Origin of the sequence: Diplocloster agilis, assembly GCF_019042275.1 — a bacterium.
GTDB lineage: Bacteria > Bacillota > Clostridia > Lachnospirales > Lachnospiraceae > Diplocloster > Diplocloster agilis.
Genome location: NZ_JAHQCW010000004.1, coordinates 176,880 through 197,464, shown reverse-complemented (window position 1 = coordinate 197,464; position 20,585 = coordinate 176,880). Strand labels below are relative to the sequence as shown.

At 48.1% G+C, this 20,585-nt stretch carries 12 protein-coding genes and 1 pseudogene; 10 read left to right on the top strand and 3 right to left on the bottom strand.

Annotated elements, in window-relative coordinates; all coding sequences use genetic code 11:
- Window positions 1-382: pseudogene (locus KTH89_RS04260) on the top strand (hypothetical protein); the annotation flags it as partial.
- 24 nt (window positions 383-406) lie between these two features.
- On the opposite strand, the gene KTH89_RS04255 reads toward KTH89_RS04260, so the two are convergent.
- A complete protein-coding gene (locus KTH89_RS04255; protein WP_158342367.1) occupies window positions 407-640 on the bottom strand; it encodes a hypothetical protein in 234 nt (77 codons plus the stop codon).
- A gap of 288 nt (window positions 641-928) precedes the next feature.
- Window positions 929-1,765 (bottom strand): tyrosine-type recombinase/integrase, encoded by an 837-nt coding sequence (locus tag KTH89_RS04250; RefSeq protein ID WP_158342366.1) that lies wholly within the window; start codon window positions 1,763-1,765, stop codon window positions 929-931.
- A 163-nt stretch (window positions 1,766-1,928) separates the two neighbouring features.
- Here KTH89_RS04250 and KTH89_RS04245 point away from each other — a divergent pair, with 163 nt between their 5' ends.
- The 8 genes from KTH89_RS04245 (at window position 1,929) to KTH89_RS04210 (ending at window position 10,805) form a co-directional block, all read left to right on the top strand.
- Window positions 1,929-2,654 (top strand): LytR/AlgR family response regulator transcription factor, encoded by a 726-nt coding sequence (locus tag KTH89_RS04245; protein WP_238720718.1) that lies wholly within the window; start codon window positions 1,929-1,931, stop codon window positions 2,652-2,654.
- A 264-nt stretch (window positions 2,655-2,918) separates the two neighbouring features.
- Window positions 2,919-3,659: a FadR/GntR family transcriptional regulator gene (locus KTH89_RS04240; RefSeq protein WP_158342364.1), complete on the top strand. Its 741-nt coding sequence runs from the start codon at window positions 2,919-2,921 to the stop codon at window positions 3,657-3,659.
- Window positions 3,660-3,795: 136 nt separating this feature from the next.
- On the top strand, window positions 3,796-5,142 hold the full coding sequence (locus tag KTH89_RS04235; RefSeq protein WP_158342363.1) for an ABC transporter substrate-binding protein: 1,347 nt from the start codon (window positions 3,796-3,798) through the stop codon (window positions 5,140-5,142).
- Between the two features lie 165 nt (window positions 5,143-5,307).
- Window positions 5,308-6,231 carry a carbohydrate ABC transporter permease gene (locus KTH89_RS04230; RefSeq protein WP_158342361.1) on the top strand — a complete coding sequence of 308 codons (924 nt, stop codon included), beginning with the start codon at window positions 5,308-5,310 and terminating at the stop codon, window positions 6,229-6,231.
- Entirely contained in the window at window positions 6,221-7,090 is an 870-nt protein-coding gene (locus tag KTH89_RS04225) for a carbohydrate ABC transporter permease (RefSeq protein WP_158342360.1), read from the top strand. Before KTH89_RS04230 ends, KTH89_RS04225 begins: the two co-directional genes overlap by 11 nt.
- A gap of 7 nt (window positions 7,091-7,097) precedes the next feature.
- Window positions 7,098-7,889, top strand: a complete 792-nt coding sequence (locus KTH89_RS04220; protein ID WP_238720716.1) for a sugar phosphate isomerase/epimerase family protein — start codon at window positions 7,098-7,100, stop codon at window positions 7,887-7,889.
- Between the two features lie 54 nt (window positions 7,890-7,943).
- The gene (locus KTH89_RS04215; protein ID WP_158342358.1) at window positions 7,944-9,308 is read left to right on the top strand and encodes an oxidoreductase; all 1,365 of its coding nucleotides are present in this window, start codon (window positions 7,944-7,946) and stop codon (window positions 9,306-9,308) included.
- A gap of 267 nt (window positions 9,309-9,575) precedes the next feature.
- Complete coding sequence (locus tag KTH89_RS04210; RefSeq protein ID WP_158342357.1) at window positions 9,576-10,805, top strand: ATP-binding protein; 1,230 nt, start codon at window positions 9,576-9,578, stop codon at window positions 10,803-10,805.
- Window positions 10,806-11,401: 596 nt separating this feature from the next.
- Here KTH89_RS04210 and KTH89_RS04205 read toward each other — a convergent pair.
- Entirely contained in the window at window positions 11,402-11,806 is a 405-nt protein-coding gene (locus tag KTH89_RS04205) for a DUF4143 domain-containing protein (RefSeq protein ID WP_238720714.1), read from the bottom strand.
- Between the two features lie 214 nt (window positions 11,807-12,020).
- Here KTH89_RS04205 and KTH89_RS04200 point away from each other — a divergent pair, with 214 nt between their 5' ends.
- Window positions 12,021-20,339, top strand: a complete 8,319-nt coding sequence (locus tag KTH89_RS04200) for a leucine-rich repeat protein (protein WP_158342356.1) — start codon at window positions 12,021-12,023, stop codon at window positions 20,337-20,339.
- Window positions 20,340-20,585: the final 246 nt, after the last annotated feature.

Sequence of the window (20,585 nt, the reverse complement as noted above, 5' to 3'; positions counted from 1 at the left end):
ATGTATTGAAGAAGGAATATTGAGAGAGTTCCTGATGACGAGGAGGGCGGAAGTAATGAATTCAATCCTGACGGAATATAATGAAGAACAGGTTTTGGCGGACATAGGACAGGAACGTTACGAAGAGGGAAAGGCAGAAGGAAAAGCAGAGGGAAAGGCAGAAGGAAAAGCGGAGGGAAAAGCAGAAGGAAAAGCCGAGGGAAAAGCAGAGGGTAAGGCGGAAGATATTCTTGATCTACTGGGAGAATGTGGAGAAGTCCCAGTAGATTTAAAAGAAATTATCTTATCAGAGAAGGACCCTGAGACACTAAAGCGCTGGTTAAAATTTGCGGCTAGAGCGGATTCTATAGAGGTATTTAAAAACCGGATGCGAGAAACTTAATTTCTGTTGTTTCGGGAGGAAACATTAAGTGCTTTTTTGCTGCTTATAATTTAATAAGTATTCCTTAGCCCTTGTTGCTGAATCAAATTCAACCTTCTCCCGGCACAGGTAATGGACCGCTTCATTCCAGTCTTTTAGAGGGAATTCATCCGGAACGATCGCGCTTATAACAAATTTCCATGTGCTGATATTTGTGTAGGTCAAATCTGACAGATAGGTTAAATTGCATCCAAACTGCAGGTAGTCTAACAAATCCATAAGAGCCCTCCTTACTGATTCTACAACATAACAGCAATTATGTAGTCAGGCATACGCTTACTTTATCATTTCGTACGGATTCGGAAGCTTGAAGAAATAAAAATGGCACACAAAACAGGCCGGTAAAGAAAGCCTTTGGTTCCGGCCTGTTTGTCGTATATTATTTTAAATGATTTTCATTCGATTTTAAGATCTATGAAAAATATTGTAATTTCATAATGACTGTGATAGAATTTTTATGTATTATAGTAATCAACAACGACTACATAATTGCTGTTATGTGGTCGTTTATTTTTTTGCAAGCACCAGATTCATACGGTTTAATAGCTTTTCGTGTTCAATCCCGCTTTCCATGGTGTAGATGCGGGTGGTGGTCAGACTGCTGTGCCCCAGCAGATCCGCAAGCCTTGACAAGTCTTTTTCTAACTGATAATAGGTTCTTGCAAACAAATGGCGCAGATTATGGGGAAATACCTTACCCGGCTCCACGCCCGCGCTCTTGCAGAGCGATTTCATATCCCGCCATATGTTGGTGCGGTCAAGGGGTGTTCCGCTGGAGGTACAAAAGATGCTTCCTTTTTCGATATTTTGTTTCTTGCAGTAATGTCGTAAAATGCGGCACAGCTCCTTTGGCAGGAAAACTGTCCGGGTCTTGCCTTTACAGTCCACGGTTGCGCGCCCTGTGCACATGGCGTCCACTGTGATAAATTTTAACTCCGACACACGGATGCCGGTAGCGCAGATGGTCTGCAAAAGCAGGGCAAGCCGGTCGTTCTGTTTTTTCTGCGCGGCCCGGATCAGCCGGCCGTACTCGGCGTGGGTCAGCTCTTTTTCCGGTTTGGTGTAAAAATCCCGTTGAATTTTAAGGGGTTTGACTTTCAGATGAGGCAGTCCGGACCATGTCAGAAAACTGTTCAACGACGCCAGCATAGAGTTAACGCTGGCCGGTGCATAGGATCTCGTGAGCTGTTCTTTCCAGCCCAGCACAATTTCCTTGCAAAGTTCGCTGTTACCCAAAAATGTAAAGAATGCCCTTACATCCCGGATATACTTCTCAATGGTATTGGCGCTTCGTTCTTCGCTGAGCAGATAGATTTCGTATTCTGTTAAAGCAGTTCCTGTCATGTTTATGTCCTCGCTTTCTGTATATTGAATATTATTATGCCGCGTTTTAACAAGGTACATACCTGCGGAAGGCCGGTTTTGACTCCATCCATCCGCATAAGATATACTGTGGGTAACCGTCCGGATGTATAAGGTAAGTTTTAAGTTAACGGGGGCTCAGCAAATGATAAATATAGCGATTGTAGATGATGATAACAGTTATTTGGAACGATTGAAAGAAATTTCAGAAAAATATTTTTCTTCATATTTTATGGAATTCAAGCTGAGTACTTATTCCAAAGGCTGTAATTTGGCCTATGAGCTGGAAGATGGTAAGAGGTTTCATGTCTATCTGCTGGATATCGAGTTATCTGACGGGGGCATGAATGGGCTGGAACTGGCAAAGGTAATCAACACCCATAAAAATTGGGATTCTTACGTTATCTTTATCACGAATCATTCGGAGTATGCTCTGTATGGCTATGAGCTGGACATCTTCCGGTATATACTCAAGGACCAAATGGAGGAAAAACTTCCGCAGGCGCTTGAGGAGATCGGTAAACGGATGAATATTCAAAACGGAGAGTTTTTTATTATAGACAAAGCCGGGTGCCGGGAGAAAGTGTTCTACCGGAAGATTTTATATATTTATAAAGAAAAGAAGAATGCCGTTTTCATAACGGACTATGGGATCAGCACAGTCAGAAGCAGTCTGAACAGCGTGATGGACAGATTAAATAATGATGGATTTATATTCATAAACAAAGGAATCATTATAAATATTTCCCGGATACAGAGGATTAAGGGCTTGGAAATTATGCTGGACAACGGTGAACGGCTGTATGCCAGCAGGACCCATATTCAGGACGTGAAAGTCTTGGTGGCGGAGTTTTGGAGGAAATATATGTAAGCTCTTGCACGTCGGACGTGTAGTCCACCGTGCGTCCTGAACCCGGCTTTCCGATTTCACTAAGCGGGAGCTCAGCCGCCCTATGCGACACCAGGAAGAATGCTAAGTTAGTGCGGCAGTCCCCGGATGTTTAGGAATATTTTCTAAATAGTGTAAGAGGTATTTGTGTATTATACATAATTGACAAGTGAAATAGAGAGGAATATAATAAAAACATAACAACTTGTCGGACAACTGATATCCAGAGATTAGGAAGTAAAGAAAATGGCAAATCAAAAAATCGAACCGATAGAAAAAAAGAATGTAGCGGAACTGGTATTTCAGAAAATGCTCAATATGATCATCGAGGGAACCTGGAAACAGGGAGAAATGATTCCTTCGGAGAATGAATTGCGGGAGGCTTTTTCCGTCAGCCGGGATACGGTGCGCCAGGCGGTGCACAGGCTGAGTGCGCTTGGGATTCTGCGTTCCCGTCAGGGGAAAGGGACCTACGTGGAGCAGATCGATACCAGTTTTTATTTTAATATGCTGGTACCCTCACTGTTTTTAACGGGGGGCGACAGTATCAGTATTCTGGAGTTTGAGAAATGTATCCAAGCGGAAAGTGTCCGAATCGTCTGCAAGCGGGCCAGCGACGAAGAGATTGACGTACTGCAGACGTATCTGGATAAAATGGGAAAAACAAAGGATTATGATGAATATTTTGAATATGACATGGGATACCATTGCTATTTATCCCAGCTTACGGGCAACAGCCTGTTTATCAAATCTATGGAAATTATCCAAAAGCTGCTGCATGTATATTTGAGGGATATTGTAGCCTTTCATGGCAGCGAAAAGAGCTTGCAGCAGCATGAAGAGTGCTACCGAAGGATTCGGGAAAGGGACGCGGAAGGCGCGGTTCAGGTAATGGTAGAGCACTGCGATATGCTCTTGGAACGGATGCAGAATTGGCTGTCTCACAGTGAAGAAGATAACAATCGCCGGAAAGGGGGGGAACTGTAAAGCCAGGAGATGGCTTTTATAAACACAACTTGTCGGACAACCGATAAGTTAAGGTGCTACAAAACGATAACCCGATTAAGAGCCGGTCGTGCTTTTAATACAAAACAGTCTGAAAAAAAGAAGGGAGATTTTTAGGATGAAGAAAGTTGTAAGCATTATTGTAACTCTGACAATGATTTTGTCACTGGCTGCCTGTTCAGGGAAAACGCAGTCTACTGAAACGGGAGTCGGATCTTCTGCCGCTGCGGGAGCTGACACTGCCGAAGTGAAAGCAGAAGATGGGAAAAAAGAAATGGGGAAACTGGTGTTTTCCGGATTTACCGGGGAACCCACGAGCTTTCAGCAGTACGCGATTGATAAGTTCAAAGAGGCCTATCCCGATGTTGAGGTGGAGTATATTGTCACGGATACAGGCACCCGGGAACAGGTGATGAAAACTGCGATTTCCGCAGGGGATCCCCCGGCCATCGGCGCATATTGGGGCACCCGTATTAATTCCTTCTATGATAACGGGATGTGTCTGGATCTTAAGGATCTGATCGATCCTGAGATACTGGGGAAGGTGAACAGCAGCCTGATGGAGCCCTGTATGGGTGAAAATGGCGAGGTGTATGCGATCCCAACGGATACGACGTACCATACCGTATTTTATAACAAGGATATGATGGATCAGTACGGTTTTCAGGTGCCGGAGACATGGGACGATATGACTGCGATCTTTGAACGGCTGAAACAGGACGACATCTTCGGATTTGCCACGAATTCCGCCAGTATGCAGGACTGCATGTACGGGATGACCTACGCGGAGTTAGAAGCTAAGGTTGGCAAGGGAACTGCCTGGGGCGTTGCGAACGGGGATGTATCCGTAGCGCCTGGTTCGGAAGCCGGCGAGGTGATCCGCACATGCATCGAGCAGGTGAAGAAATGGTATGAGGCGGGATACTGGTATCCTGGAGACGGCGGAATAAACTGTACGGCGGATGACGCCAACGCCGCTTTTGCACAGGGGCGCTGTATGTTCATTTTTAATTACAGCGGAGCTCTGGGGATTCATGCGGAATCCTGTGATTTTGAAATAGGTGCGTTTATGAAGCCTGTATCCGAAAAAGGGATGACCTCCTATGAAAATGTGGAACCCAATGTTTATTTTGTACCCAGCAATTGTACGGAAGCGCAGATTAACTCAGCCGTAGCGTTTCTGGAGATCGCGCTGAGCGAAGAAGCCCAGCAGGCAGTGATTGACGGCAATAACATCCCGTCCGTACTCTCTTATACCTATCAGAATATTCCTCCGCTTCTTCAGGATATCATGGCGAACCTGGAGACGGGCAACCTGATTGCCGGAGTGAACCCTACCAGGACCAGTTCCGAGATGCAGACCTTTGTGAAACAGCAGATCTTCGCAGCACCCTGCGGCGGCACGATGACGATCGATGAGACCTTGAATGAAATGGAACGAATCCGTCTGGCGGCGAAACAGTAATAAGCTGGTAATCAGGGAAGTCTCCGATATGCTGAGGCATACCGGAGACTTCCGGAAAACTGCGATGGTTACGAATCTTTGTGCGGTTGAGGCAGGCTCCGGTGGAACAACCAACTGGCCGCTCATGCCTATAGGTATGGGAAAACGCACATATGGAGGGTAAAAATGAATAATCGAGGAAAAGGCAGGGAGAAAAAGAAAGGAAAATCCATGAAGCGCCATTATATGCTGATCGGAATTTGCCTTTTACTACCGGCGCTTGTCATATATTTACTGTTTATGGCTTATCCGCTTTGCAGAACTTTCGTCCTTTCATTTACGAATTGGACTGGCTTTGGAGAAGCGAAGTCCGTTGGATTTCAAAATTTCACAAACATTTTCCAGGATCATACGTTCTGGATGGCTTTAAAGAATACGATTTACTTTGCGGTGTTTTCCGCAATATTCAGTGTGTTGTTAGGGCTGGTTTTGGCATGGTTGAACCTTTATATGCGAAGAATGGAGGGACAGATATTCCGTACGATCCTGTTTTCTCCCAGTATGATTGCTCCCACGATTACCGGTCTTCTCTTTTTGTTTGTTTTTACGGAGGATGTGGGACTTTTGAACAGCTTGTTAAAAGCGGTCGGCTTGTCGAATCTGACTACCGCCTGGCTGTCCAATATGGCCACGGTGAAACCGGTCATCGTAATCGCCACGGTCTGGCGCCAGTTTGGCCTGACCATGGTACTGTGCTATGCGGGATTGCAGGGAGTTTCCAATGAATTGATCGAATCCGCCAGATTAGACGGCGCAAGCGAACTGCAGATATTCCGGAGGATATTAGTCCCGCTGATCAAACCTCAGATAGAGCTGGCCACCATGTTTACGATGCTGGGCGGGCTTCGGATCTATGATTCCGTCGTATCCTTAACGGCGGGTGGACCGGCCAGGCAGACGGTGGTACTTCCCATGTGGATTGTAGAAAATGCATTTACCTATTCAAAATATGGGTATGCCAGCGCCATGTGCGTGGCGTTTATCGGTGTAGTGCTGATCTTTATCCTGATTCTGAAGCTGTTGTTCCGAGGTGAGAGCTATGAATATTGAAAAAAAGCAGGGAAAAACGGTAACCGCGTACTCCCATTCCAGATCCGCCAAAATATTTTCCCGGGTATTGACGGTGCTTACCGCGGTTACGGTGGTATACCCTTTGATTTTTATTGCGTTAGTATCCTTTAAAAATAACCAGGAATTCTATTCGAATATCTGGGGACTTCCTCAGATCTGGCGGTGGTCAAATTATTCCTATGCCTGGATCAGCGGGAAGATCGGAACCTATTCGATTAACAGTATTGTTATTACCTTGTCGGCAGTGTTGGGATCTGTATTGATCGCCGCGCTGGGAGGATATGCTCTGTCTAAAATGTGCATACCGAAAGCGGAGCTGATCCTTTCGATTCTGATGATGTTTAATTTTATCCCCGGCGTAGCGATCTATATTCCTCTGTATACCCAGATGAACAGCATGAAACTGAGCGGTACTCTGTGGATGATGATTCTGCCCTATCTGGCCTGGCAGATTCCATTCAGTATCTATATTTTCAAGAAATTTTTTGATTCGGTTCCGTCGGAGCTTATTGAAGCGGCCCGGGCGGACGGCTGCGGGGAAATCGGTATATTTTTCAAGGTGATACTGCCGTTGGTCAGACCGGCGATCGCTACGGTTATGGTCTTTAACTTTATTAATATCTGGGGGGAATATATGTGGGCAAGTATCGCTACTTCATCCTCAGCTGCGATCCAGACGCTGCCGGTGGGCCTGTTGTACTTCCGGGGGCAGTATGGAATTGAGTGGGGACCGTTCGCGGCGGCGATTATGATCATTATTATTCCGTTGATGCTGGTGTTTATCTATCTGCAAAAGTATTTTATCCAGGGGCTTACCTCAGGAGCGGTGAAAGGATGAGAAGATTATGTTTTTAACAGGAAGAAATCAGATGATACTGGATCATTCGCTGGTGGATACCATGAGAATGTTTCAGAAAATGGGCTACGGTGGAATGGAGTTAAGCATAGTCCGGGGATTGACATCGGTGCTGGCTTTGGATTATCTGGATGATTATGTCATCCGTGAGGTAAACGAAGTGAGTGAAGAATTAAACTTTCCGGTTACTGCTCTGGCCTGCCATCAGAACTATGTAACGGATGAGTTAACGTTTCAGGCGCAAAAGCGGCTGCTTGCATCAGCCCGGAAGTACCATACGGATATCGTAATCATGTCGACGTTTATTCCCTATGAGATCAGGGAGAATACACCGGAGGTGTATGATAAGCTGGTGGTACGCACCGGAGAACTTTGCAAAGCGGCGGAATATCACGGGGTGAAATTGGCAATCGAGGTGGAGCCGAACCAGCTGTTCCACAATCTGAACATATTTTTTGATGTGGCGGAGAAAGTAAACAGTCCGGCGTTGAAGCTGAACTTTGACGTAGGGCATATGTATCTGAGCGAAGTGGATCTTGAACAGGCGATAGACCGGGCCAAAGATTTTATTGTTTATTCCCATATTGACAATATGTGTATGGGAGAGCACTGCCATAAGCTTCCGTGGGAAGGGGAGATCGATCTGAAGGCCGTTTACCGGAAACTGAAGGAAACCTGTTATGACGGGCCGGTATCGCTGGATATCTATCTGCAGGATTACGAAAAAGTGGCGCCCAAATGTCTGGAATACGTCAACAGAGAGGTTTTCGGACAGTTATGACAGGAAAGTTTACATAAAAATTGCAATATAAGAAATTAAAAGGTGGTAAAAAACATGAAAAAGGTAAAGAAACCTTATCATTTTAATCAAATGCAGTCCGTTTCTGATTTTAAAAATACTATGAAAAACGATGGCCTGGATTTTCCGGTTTCAGAGAATCTGGATGCTTTGTGCAGTCCATTTACCCTCTATGGCAAAGAAGTACCGAACCGGATGGGAATCCAGCCTCTGGAAGGGTTCGACGGACTTCCAAGCGGAGCGCCCTCCGATCTGATCTTCCGCAGGTATCACCGGTACGCGTCCGGAGGTTCCGGGCTGATCTGGTATGAATCTATCGCCATTTCCGCGGATGGGCGCTGTAACCCTCTGCAGATGGTGATTCATGAGGATACGGTCCCGGAGATCGCACGGCTCATACGAGAGTCGAACGAAGCGGCAGCCAATGTGTTCGGCAGTGGTCACAGACCCTATAACATTATACAGCTGACCCATTCCGGGCGGCGGTCCACAAATAAAGACTGGGAGCCTACCCCCCTGGCAGCCGCTTTAAATCCCTATATGGACGATCACAACGCCATAGACGGCAGAAGCGGTACGATTGAGATCGCCACGGATGAGAAGATAGAGGAGATTATCGAAGGCTTTATCCATGGGGCGGAGCTTTCGGCGGAGGCCGGGTTTGACGCGGTGGATATCAAGGTATGTCATGAGTATATTCTGCGCGAGTTATTAAGCGCCTTCACCCGTCCGGGCAAATACGGAGGAAGTTTTGAGAACCGTACCCGCGCCCTGTTCGAGATTATCGACGGTATCCGTAAACGGGTCGGATCCGGAATCGAGATCTGCGTGCGGCTGAACGCTTACGACTGTGTCCCTTATCCCTATGGCTGGGGTATGGTGCAGAAGGAAGGCGTTATGGAACCGGATCTGACGGAACCTGTCAAGCTGTGCCGTATGTTAGTGGAAAAAGGAGTTAAGCTGATTAACCTGTCCACCATGATGCCCCGTTACCGGCCCTATGGCGCCGGCCTGATGGCAGAGCACAATGAACAGGAAATTACGCCTTATGCCGGTACCTATGATTTGTTAAAAGCAACCCGTGACATTAAGAAACAGGTACCTGGAGGCGTCTTTATGTGTACCGGACTCACCTGGCTGGAACAGTTCGGCGCGAATGTAGGCGCGGGCGGCATTGAACAGGGTTGGTTTGATATCGCCGGATTCGGCCGTCAGGCCTTTGCTTATCCGGATTATGCGAAGGATGTCCTGGAGGGACAGGGGATGCAGCGGAAAAAATGCTGCATTACCTGTGACAAATGCTATGATCTGATCCAGATTGGCCATACCACCACCGGGTGTGTGGTGCGGGATCAGGAGGTTTATCTGCCGCTATACAGGAAGTATGTGCAGAAGAAATAAAGATATTATACAAATAGTAGTATATATAAGGATGGATCATCCTGCGGGTTCATTGAGCGATCAGATTAGTCTGGTCGCTTTTTTGCGTTACTGACGAAGGAATTTTTTGACCGCTACAAGTTTACTTAGGATACAAAGATAGTTAAGATACAAGGATAGTTAAGATACAAGGATAGTTAAGCCACAAGGATACGTAGAACCTTGATAATTTCTCGGATTTCGGCTAAAATAGGATTGAAACATATATTAGCCGAAAGGAGTGCTTATATGGAGTATATCAAAAGATTTATGGAGGATGTATTCCTCAAACTCAATGAGCAATACCCCGCCATTTTAATAACCGGTCCCCGGCAGGTCGGAAAAACGACAATGTTACAAAAGCTGATGGAGCTTGAGGGAAAGAACAGGCATTATGTGTCGCTGGATGATTTGAATGTAAGGGCATTGGCAAAAAATGATCCGGTGATGTTTTTTCAGATTCACCAGCCGCCTGTGTTCATAGATGAAGTACAGTATGCGCCGGAGCTATTCACCTATATCAAAATAAGCGTGGATCAAAATCACCGCCCCGGTGATTTTTGGATGACCGGTTCACAGATATTCAAGCTGATGCAGGGAGTACAGGAGTCATTGGCCGGGCGTGTGGCGCTGCTGCATTTACCGCCGCTTTCACAGCAGGAAATATATGGTGGGCAGCCGGGGGCGTTTTGTTTAGATTTTGAAACCCTTCAGAAAAAGCAGGAATTTACTCCTGCCGTAACGACACCTCAAATATTTGAGCGTATTTTTATGGGTGGGATGCCGGCATTAGTCAGCAAAAAATATGATGACAGAGGGATTTTCTACTCAAGTTATTTAAGCACCTATCTGGAACGCGATGTCAGAGAACTGTCCGGCGCCATAGACTCCCTCAAGTTTTTGAACTTTATTACTGCAGTTGCCGCAAGGACATCCCAATTGGTAAATTATAAAGGAATTGCCGACGACTGCGACATAGATCAGGTAACGGCAAAAAGCTGGCTTAGAATTTTAGAAACGCTGGGCATTATTTTCTATCTTCATCCGTACTCGAATAATGTGTTAAAAAGAACCATTAAGACACCGAAACTGTACTTTTACGATACCGGGCTGGTGTGTTACCTTTCCAAATGGAGCAGTGCCGAAACGACTATGAGCGGAGCTATGAACGGCGCGCTTTTTGAAAACTATGTAGTGAGCGAAATACAAAAAAGCTGTCAAAATACCGGTAAGAACGCATATCTCTACTATTACAGAGATAAAGACGCAAAAGAAATTGATTTGCTAATGGAAGGCGATGGTCAGCTGTGTCCCATTGAGATCAAGAAAAGCGCAACGCCGGAAAAGAAAATGATGAAAAATTTTTCGGTAATTGAAAAGTCACCTCTAAAACGCGGGACAGGAGCTGTTATCTGTATAGCGGAGGAATTGGGCGCTTTTGACCGCGAGAATTTGATTATTCCGGTCAGCTTATTATAAGTTGGGGGATAGTTTGATATGATTTTGGATCCGCTGTTGAGCTGTGCCATAGTGTTCGGACCATCTCTCGGACAGTGGATCCATGCTATTTCTGCTCTTTTTCTGAGAAGGTGTCATATCTGCTTTTTCCCTCATTATAACAGCAGGCTGTCCTCAAAGATTAATCATGGGATAAGTTTCCTTTGTAAGCACATAAATGCCGCCAGGATCTGAAAGAGTATATGACATATTTCTGAATTGTCTAGGGGCATTATATACTCCAGAAAGCAATCTCATTCCTGAAGCTGAACGGGATTGCTTTCTGGTTTCGAGGGTCAAATAACGGTATCATCCAGTAGAAAGTCGATGATGCCAATATTGAGAACACCGTTTTCATCGTACCAGCGTTTGCGGATATTGTGTCGTACAATTATCTTCGGGAAGGAGTCCCCAGTCAAGGAAAAAGGCTTATTCTCGGTAATCGTTTTTTCCTCTGTACCCAACGCATAGGCAGACTGGATATAGGTTTTTTTGCCACCGGAGTTTGCGATAAAATCAATCTCCCGCGCTACCTGAGAAACCTTACCCAGTCTGTTCTTCTCGTTGCTGTAAACAACTCAGATGTCCACTGTGCAATCACGGATTATTAACTCATTGTAGATTATATTTTCCATGATATGGGTCAATTCCTGCTGACGGAAACCAATCCGTGCATTCCGCAGTCCGATGTCTTCACAGTAATACTTGTTGGGATAATCAAAATAGCTTTTTCCTTTTACATCCCAACGTTTGCATTCGGTGAACAGAAATGCATCAGACAGATGTTCCACATAGGACTTGACGGTATTCAATGCAACGATGTTCTCACCAGCGCGTTTTTGCCTGGTATTGATGGTGTCTGCCACCCTCGTGGGATTGGTGAGCGACCCAATCGACGAGCAGAGCAAATCAAGAATGGAGGAAAGCACATCTTCGCGCTTGATCCCTTTGCGCTCCACAATGTTCCTCACAATATCTGACACCGTAAGTCCTCTACGTATTTAGACTGTTTTTTCACAGCCCCTTTTCCTGTTCCTTATCGATATTCCGGGCAATATCCCAAATTGTTTGGGAAAGAAAAGAGAAGCGTTGGTGCTATAATTAGGATAACAAAAATTGGATACGGAGACTGTTCTTTGACACAGATTTCTATCCATAGACTTATCCGGCCAACATTTTAGATGAGGAGGAATTGATTTGAAACAGGGAAAGAAGATCATATGTGTTGCATTAGCATTTTTATTGACGACGCAGACGGCCTGGCAGCTGGCAGACGCGTCACAGCAGGCGACAGTGCCCGGGGCGGAACAGACCGAAGAATCAGCAGCCGGTAAAGGGCAGCAGGCGGCGCCAAGCACAAGTCCGGGTCCGATAACCGAGCTTGCCGTATCCCCGACGCCAGAGACGGAGCCTGCCGTTTCCCCGGTGCCGGAGACGGAGCCTGCCGTTTCCCCAGCGCCGGAGACAGAACCAGCCGCATCCCCGGCACCGCGAACGGAAACCACCGTTCCCTCACAGCCAGCCCAGACTCCGCCGGAGATTCCTCTTCCGAATGCGAAATCACCGGAGGCTGTTGATGGAAACATGGATCATACGCCAAACATATGGATCCAGCCTATAAATGAGGAAGATGATAAAAAAGAGGAAACGGTGCTTCGAATTCCGGAGGGAACCACTCAGATCACGGAGGGGCAGTTCCCTTATACCTATAATTACACCGACATTATCATCCCTTCCACGGTGACATCCATTGGTGACAGAGCATTCTACAGATGGAGTACCGTAGAAAGAGTAGAATTTGAGGAGGGCTCTTTGTTACAGACCATTGGACAGGATGCTTTTAGAGAATGCAGTTCCCTGCAGTCCCTGAAGATACCGGACAGCGTGCAGACCATCGGCAGCGGCTGTTTTGGGAGCTGTACCGCTTTGGTTGAGATTACGCTTCCGTCCGGTCTGGAGACAATTCCTGATAACTGTTTTTCTAGTTGCATAAACCTGAGTCAGGTGGAGATTCCCAATACGGTTACGGAGCTTGGAAGATTTGCGTTTTATGACTGCGAAGGTTTGTCACAGCTTACATTTCCCGAGAACCTGCGGACTATCGGAATGCTTTGCTTTTCTATGGCCGGCCTGACATCGGTTCGCATTCCTGACGGGGTGACTGCCATTGAGGATAGAGCGTTCGAATTGTGTAAAAATCTGGAAACAGCGGTATTTCCGGAAAATTTAACCGAGCTCTCAGCCAGTGTTTTCAGCGGATGTCAAAAACTCTCCGCATTTGTGATACCGGCGAAAGTGACAACGATTCAGCAATCTGCGTTCAGCCAGTGCGCCTCGCTGAAAGAAATGTCGATTCCCGATCTGACAACGAACCTTGCAAGTGGAATCTTTAATTCCTGTACCGGACTGGAAAAAATCCATATCGGAAGCGGCGTTACAAACGTTGATTTTCAGAGTATGCTGTGGGGCTGCACATCCCTGTTGGAGATAACCGTATCGGAAGAGAACCGGATATATGAAAGCGACGGAAACGGCGTGGTGTTCCAGAAAGATAACGCCTCTCTGATTTATTATCCGCCGGCCCGCCAGGATACTTCCTATACGGTACCGGACTATGTAAAAACCATCGCGGAAAAGGCATTCTATGGCCACAAATGGCTGGCAGAAATAGATTTCCAGGAAGGGATTGAGACCATTGGAGAGAATGCTTTTGCGGAATGTACGGCACTTGAAAAGGCAGAACTGCCGCAGAGTCTTAAGAAAATAGGCGCTTCCGCCTTCTATAAGTGTTCCGCTCTATCTAAGATTACCATACCGTCCGGCGTGACTACGCTGGGAAACGGGGCGTTCGCAGAAAATACTTCCCTGACAGAGGCAGTTCTGGAAGGGAATATAAAGACGATGGACAATGCTGTCTTTATGGGATGCGACAAATTGAAACATGTATCATTTTCGAATCAGATCACTAAGATTCCTGCGTCCATGTTTTGGAACTGCAGCGCCCTTCAGGAGATTCAGATCCCGGATTCCGTAAAGACTATCGGAGATAACGCGTTCCGGGGCAGCGGTCTTACCGGCATTCAGATTCCAGGCAGCATAACCTCAATTGGAATGTATCTTTTTGCGGATTGTACCGGTCTGGAAACGGTGGAGCTGCAAAATGGCCTCAGTACAATCGGTGCCTGCATGTTCCAGAACTGTAGTAAACTGGGAAGCATTGTTATACCGGATACCGTAACGTCCGTCGGTTCCAATGCGTTCCAGGACTGTATAAAACTACAGGAGATAGAAATTCCGAATACGAACGCCACGGTGGAAACGGAGTGTTTCAAAGGCTGCACCGCCTTAAAAAGCTTAAAGCTGCCGGCCAACCTGAAAGGCATCCCGGTCGGACTGGCAGAGAATTGTGAAAATCTGGAAAACCTAAAGCTGCCGGAATCGATTACAGAAATAGAGAGAAATGCTTTTTCGGGATGCAAATCGCTGACAGAAGTGACCGTGCCGGAACAAGTAAATCAGATCAGCAGCAGCGCCTTTTTAAACTGTACAGGTCTTACCCGTGTTCAACTATCCGGTACTTTGGAGGCCTTAGATTATGAGGTCTTTTCCGGATGTACTTCCCTGGAAGAGATCCAACTTCCGGAGGGCCTGAAGACGATCAGTTCAAGTGTATTCGAGAACTGCCAAAAGCTTGAAACGATCGGGATTCCGGACACGGTAACCGGTATCTTTGCTGCAGCGTTTTCCGGCTGCTCCTCTCTGAGGGAAATCGTGATTCCGGAGGGCGTTACAAGCCTGAGCAATAATTTCAACGGCTGCACGGAGCTTGCTCAGGTGACGGTAAAGGGAAGCGCCACAAAATTAAGCGATCCGCTGTTTCAGAACTGCCCGAAGCTTGCGACGATCTGCGGACCCTCCGGTTCTCATGCCGAAGAGTACGCACAGAAAAAAGGGATATCCTTTGTCCCGATCGGTCAGGCAGGATCGCCGGTTATTACGAGTGTGGATACAGGCTCCCTCATAACCGGGAGCGGAATTAAATTAAAACGAGAAGCCTATGTCCAGGTGCAGATGTCCGATGAATTCCCCTATGATTATGTGGAGGCTGAATATTCTTACGATCAAAGAGCGTACACATCACTGGGGACGAAGGATAAAACGGACGTTGGATTTTATCAGTTTAATATTGATGTTACGGCGCCTGAGCATGACAAGCTCTGGTTCAGGGTAACCGGATACCGGGGCGATGTGGCCGGGACGCCGATGAGTGTGATGATGACGCTTGATAATGTGCCTCCGGATCGGCCTCAGAACTTTACGGCCGCGGCGGAAGCGGAGTATATCTATCTGAACTGGGATAATCTGCCGGTGGAAGAAAATTTTCAATACTATCTGATCTACCGCTCGTTATCACCGGACAAGGATTTTGAAGTGCTAGAGGCTATGTCAACGGTCGGCTACCGCGATTACGAGGTAGAACCGGGCGTGACTTACTACTATTACATGGAAGCGCTGGACAGCTGGGGCAACTACAGCGAAAGCACCCCGGTGCGGTCTGCCAAGTACGTGGACTCGGTCCCTCCGGTGATTGAGGATTACCTGCCCAGAACAGATGCGGTCCAGTACCGGAATATCCCGGTTCAGGTTCAAACCTATGATAATTATGGTGTGAAAACGGTTGCTCTGTCCTATCGGATAAAAGGGCAGACGGATTGGAATCCGGTGGTATCCCTGACAGCGGAAGGGGAGCGGGAACAGGAAAAATACTGGTACTATGACTGGGATATTACGGACTTCGATAATGGAACTTATGAAATGAAAATAGAGGTGACCGATCTGAATGGACTGGCCGCAGAGCCGGTTGTGGCAGAGTACGCGGTGATGAAATATCACACGCCTCCCGATGTATCCCTGACGGCAAAAGGCGGACACCGGTCTGTCAGCTTGTCCTGGAATAAGGATCCCAAGGATCCGATTTTAGAAAATTATATTATATACCGGACCGGGGAACAGGGGAACAAAATCAGGATTTTAACCACAAAGGCGGATTCCTATGTGGATAACGTCGCCCCGGGGCGTTACACCTATCAGGTGGCATACCGGAATATCTTTGGCGAAGAGGTCTATAGCCGGGAGGTTACCGCCGCCGCTGTTGTGAACGATACGGAAGCTCCCCAGGCGATGATCGCGCTCCTGAATCCGTCCGGTATCCCCGGGATGGCCCTTACGTTTGACGGGAGCGGATCGACGGATAATGATGCGATTGCCTCCTATTACTGGGAATTCGGAGATCATACGGTGTCGAATCAAGCGGTGTCGGCGCATACCTTTCAAAAGGCGGGGACTTACCAGGTAAAACTGACGGTCACCGATGCGGCAGGCAATGAGGGAACGGGCACGGTGGAGGTGAAGGTGCAGCAGCCGGATGCCGCCTCCCACAAACGTCTGGTGACGGTTAAGGTGGCTGACGGACAGAGCGGAGAAGGGATCGAAGGGGCGCAGATTCTGCTGTCAAAGCAGGGAGCTAAGGAGGAAGAACAGATTGCTGTTAAGGCAGACACTACGGGAAGCGCTACCTTAGTTCTGGACGCGGACTCCGTATATCAGATGGCCGCGCTGAAAGAGAACAGCGAATATGCCATGCAGGATAAGACGATAGAGGTAGGCGCGGCACAGGATGATCCCCAGCCGCAGGAGGAAGAGATCAGGCTTAGCCGTCTGCATTACCTGATCGGAGACGTGACATCCAGAGAAATGACGGCTCAGGAGATAAAGGATGCCGGGATCGACATCAATGATCCGGCCAACAGAAACAGCTATGAATTTAAATTGACCCTGGAATATGAGATCGCCGGTCAAAAGCAGAGCCTTCCGGTGACCTATTACGCCAATCGTCATGCCGGTGGTTTTAGTGCCGGAGGGCAGCCGATTGCCTTTGGAAACGAATCCTCCGGAGGAACTGGCGGCAGCTCCGGGTCAGGAACGTGGATCTCATCCGGCGGCCAATGGCTGGTTCCGCTGGGAGGAACGGAATCGCAGCAGTATTTTATTATTCTCAATGGTACGGTGGGCTGGCTAAAACAGATGTATGAGGTCTCCTTAGTGGTGGCGAACACCTCGCCGGATGACTGGGTGGAGGACTGTTCGGCGACGATCAAGCTGCCGGAAGGTCTGGCATTGGCGGGAATGAACAAGGATCCCCAGAGCGCCACGGTGCCGGTCGGAACGATCGGAAAGGAGAGTCAGATCAAGCAGACCTGGTATGTGAGAGGAGACAAGGCGGGAAGCTATCCGATCCAGGTGGAGGTCACCGGTTCGTATTATCCTGAGCCGGCCGAGCCTTTTAAAGTAGTCTATGCCACGAAGGAACCTCTTGAGGTAGTGGATACGTCATCGGCCCTGGAGCTGACGGTCTCGAATGTGCCAAGGGAGATCGTCTCGGGCGAGACCTACCCGTTGACTTTTACCCTGCGCAACATCACAGATGCCGCCCTGAATTTTGTTACCCTGGAGATCAACGGCGGGGGCAATCACAAGAAATTCGACAAGGAGACCATAAAGCCGGGAGAATCCGTGAGCTTCCAATATGACACCACCATGCATTTTGACAACTTGAAGGACGGCGTGGAGATGGTGCTTCGTCAGATGGTTCTGGTATGCGGCAGCGGGTTGATCCCGAAAATCGAGTTTAAACCGGATGATTTTCCGGGAAAATCAGAGCTGGAGGCTTCCCTGAAATTCTACGGGGATGAGGATCTGAAAAAGGAAGTTAAGAGTCTGGTCTTTTCCCAGGGAAGTTTCCAATTTGAAAAGGAAGAGGAGGATGACACGGACTATGATTGTCTTCACATGTATGCTGCGGTAACGAATAAGCGTACCGTGGAGGGAAATGCAAAGGACGCAACCAACGTGAAGGTAAAGATCGAAGCGCCGGAAGGATTCAGCTTCGAACCTTATAAGCGAAAGGATACGTATGAATATTCGATTCCGTCCCTGAAGGTGGGGGAGATCAGTGAGCCCAAGAAGATCGATCTGTATCCGATCTTTGTGGAACCCTCCGATTCCCTTCCAGATGTGACCTTCCGGATCGCCCTGTCTTCTGATGTCCATACACAGATAGATTCGGATAAGAAACTGGAAGTGACGCAGCGGGCGAATACAGGAACGATTCCCTTCCGTTCCACCGTGGCTGTCTCGAAGGTGCTGACCGGGAATGAGCCCAGCTACTGGAGCTATTACAAAGACGGCTTTACTAAAAATTCTTATCAATATGACCAGGGCGTGGCTACTCTGGCGCTGGCGTTAAGCTCTTCCGTATACCGGTACGGCGATATCAAAGAGGGACTTTTGAATATCGGATTCTCGGACATCAGGGGTTACAATTTTAGCGCCTCAGATACGCAGGAAAATCAGTCCACGGTGAACCGGGATAGTGTGGCCAACGTCTTTGCGACGAAGAAGATTTTTATAGAGGATCAGGTGTATACGATCGTGGCAATTGTCATCCGGGGAACGGTGGGGGAGGAATGGTACGGAAACTTTAACATCGGCACAGGGACCGAACATTACAGCTTCCGTAATTCCTACACGGACGTCATGATGCGTTTGAATCAGTATATGAGTGAACGGGAGATTCCAAAAGACCAGACCAAGCTTTTGATAACCGGTCACAGCCGGGGAGCGGCTACGGCAAACCTGCTGGCCGCAGATCTGGACGGCAGTGAAAAATATGCGGCGGCTGAAAATATTTATGCTTACACCTTTGCCACTCCAAATGTCACAACGCAGCCCGGGGTACATGATAACCGCTACCACAATATTTTCAACATCCTGAACGACGCTGATTTTGTAACGTATGTCCCGCCCTATGATTGGGGATTTGACAAATACGGACTTACCCTGTCTTTCCCGAAAAAGGGGAGCGCCGCTTATCAGCAGGATATATCGCTGGTCGCGGGATATTTTCAGACTTATACGAAAGTGGCGTTTGAGGAGCAGGACCCTGCCGGCGTGCGCCTGATGACCTGGCTTCTGACGATCGGAGCAAAAAACTCCGGCGAATATGAGTCTAAGACCATCGGCTCCGCGGAGTTTGGAAAGCTTCTGAATCTGTCGAAGCTTACGTTGTCGCCGCTAACCGCATCCCTGTTTATAAAGGCTGCCGGCGCCATCTATAACAAAGGCCCGGTTACCTCCCATGATATCGGCAATATCCTTGCGTACATGACTCTGGGGATAGATCCTAAATGGCAGAAATCCGTGTCCTATGCACACGCGGTAGAAACCTATCTGGCCTGGATGCACACAGAGCATCCGCAGGCGATGGATTTTGGAACCAGACCGGCCTTCAAGGTGGCTGCGGTCAACTGTCCTGTGGATGTGGAGGTATATGACGGACAGGGAAACCTGATTGGAAAAATCGTGAACAATACCGTCGATCCAACCATCAGCAGTGATATCACCGCCATGGTACTGGGGGATTCGAAGATTCTGTACCTACCCTGTTCCCAGGCCTATCAGCTGAAGCTTGCGGGTAACGGAAGCGGGACGATGACCTACACCCTCAGTGAGTACAGTGCAAACGGCGATAAGCTGCGGCAGGTAAACTTTTATGACGTACCAATCGAGCCGGGGAAAATCATGTATGGCGACGTGAATGAAGAGCTTGGAACTCAGATAAAAAATTATGCGCTAAGATCCGCCGACCAGAAGCCCCTTAAGGAAGCGGATGAGGAATTAAAAGGCGATACCCTGGCTCAGCTGCGTGTGGCGCTGACCGAAGTGGGCGGCGGGACGGCATTGGGAGAAGGACAATACACCAAAGGGGAATACGCTATGCTGCAGGCCATGCCGGATTCCGGGAACGGATTCTATGGCTGGTATGTAGACGGCCGGAAAGTTTCGGGGGAACCGGAGTATGGATTTGTCGTCCTTGAAAATATCTATCTGGAGGCCAGATTCCTGGAGGGAGTCAAGGCTCCCGAGATTCCGAAAGTGCCTGCGGCCCCCGGAGCTGCGCTGAATACTGTCACGCTGCCGGATCACTGGACGTGGCTTCATCCTGACCAGAAGCTGGAAGAAGGGGAGAATGAATATGACGCGATTTTCACCCCTGCCCCCGATGACCCCACTGACTATAGTACATTAGAAGGATGGGACGCTGAGCACGGATATCTGGTGATGCCCGTTAAGATTACGGTGGTTCCAAAAGAGGAGCCGAAGCCTACGCCCACTCCGCAACCGACGCCGGAACCTACGGCCAGCCCTGTGCCGACCGGCGAACCTTCACCCACCGCCAAACCTGTCCCCACTGCTACTCCTGGGCCGACGGTGAAACCGAACCGGCCGGATTCCTCTGATACAGGCTCAGGCGGGAACCGCACCGGAGAGGATTCGAAGATTGCCGGCGGACAGACCGGGGATCACGCTCCTTTGGTACCGTTGATATTGTTGGCGCTTTGCGCGGCGGCTGCAGCCGTTACTATACTGGTGAGACGCAGAAGGAAACAAAGCTAGTCGGTGAAACATACCATTACAGACATATAAGTAAGCAGTACGGACAAATGAGAAATAAATACAGGCTGAAACGGTAAATACAAAGCTTACGAGAGGCTGTTGCAGAAGGCGGCAGGCTGTCCGGTGGGATTTCCGACCGGACGGCCCATGGCCGCGCCTCCTGCGGCAGCTATTTTATTGATAGAAATTCCCATAAATTTTAGGAAGCTAAGACATATAAAAGTGATATAATTTTAAAAAGGGCAC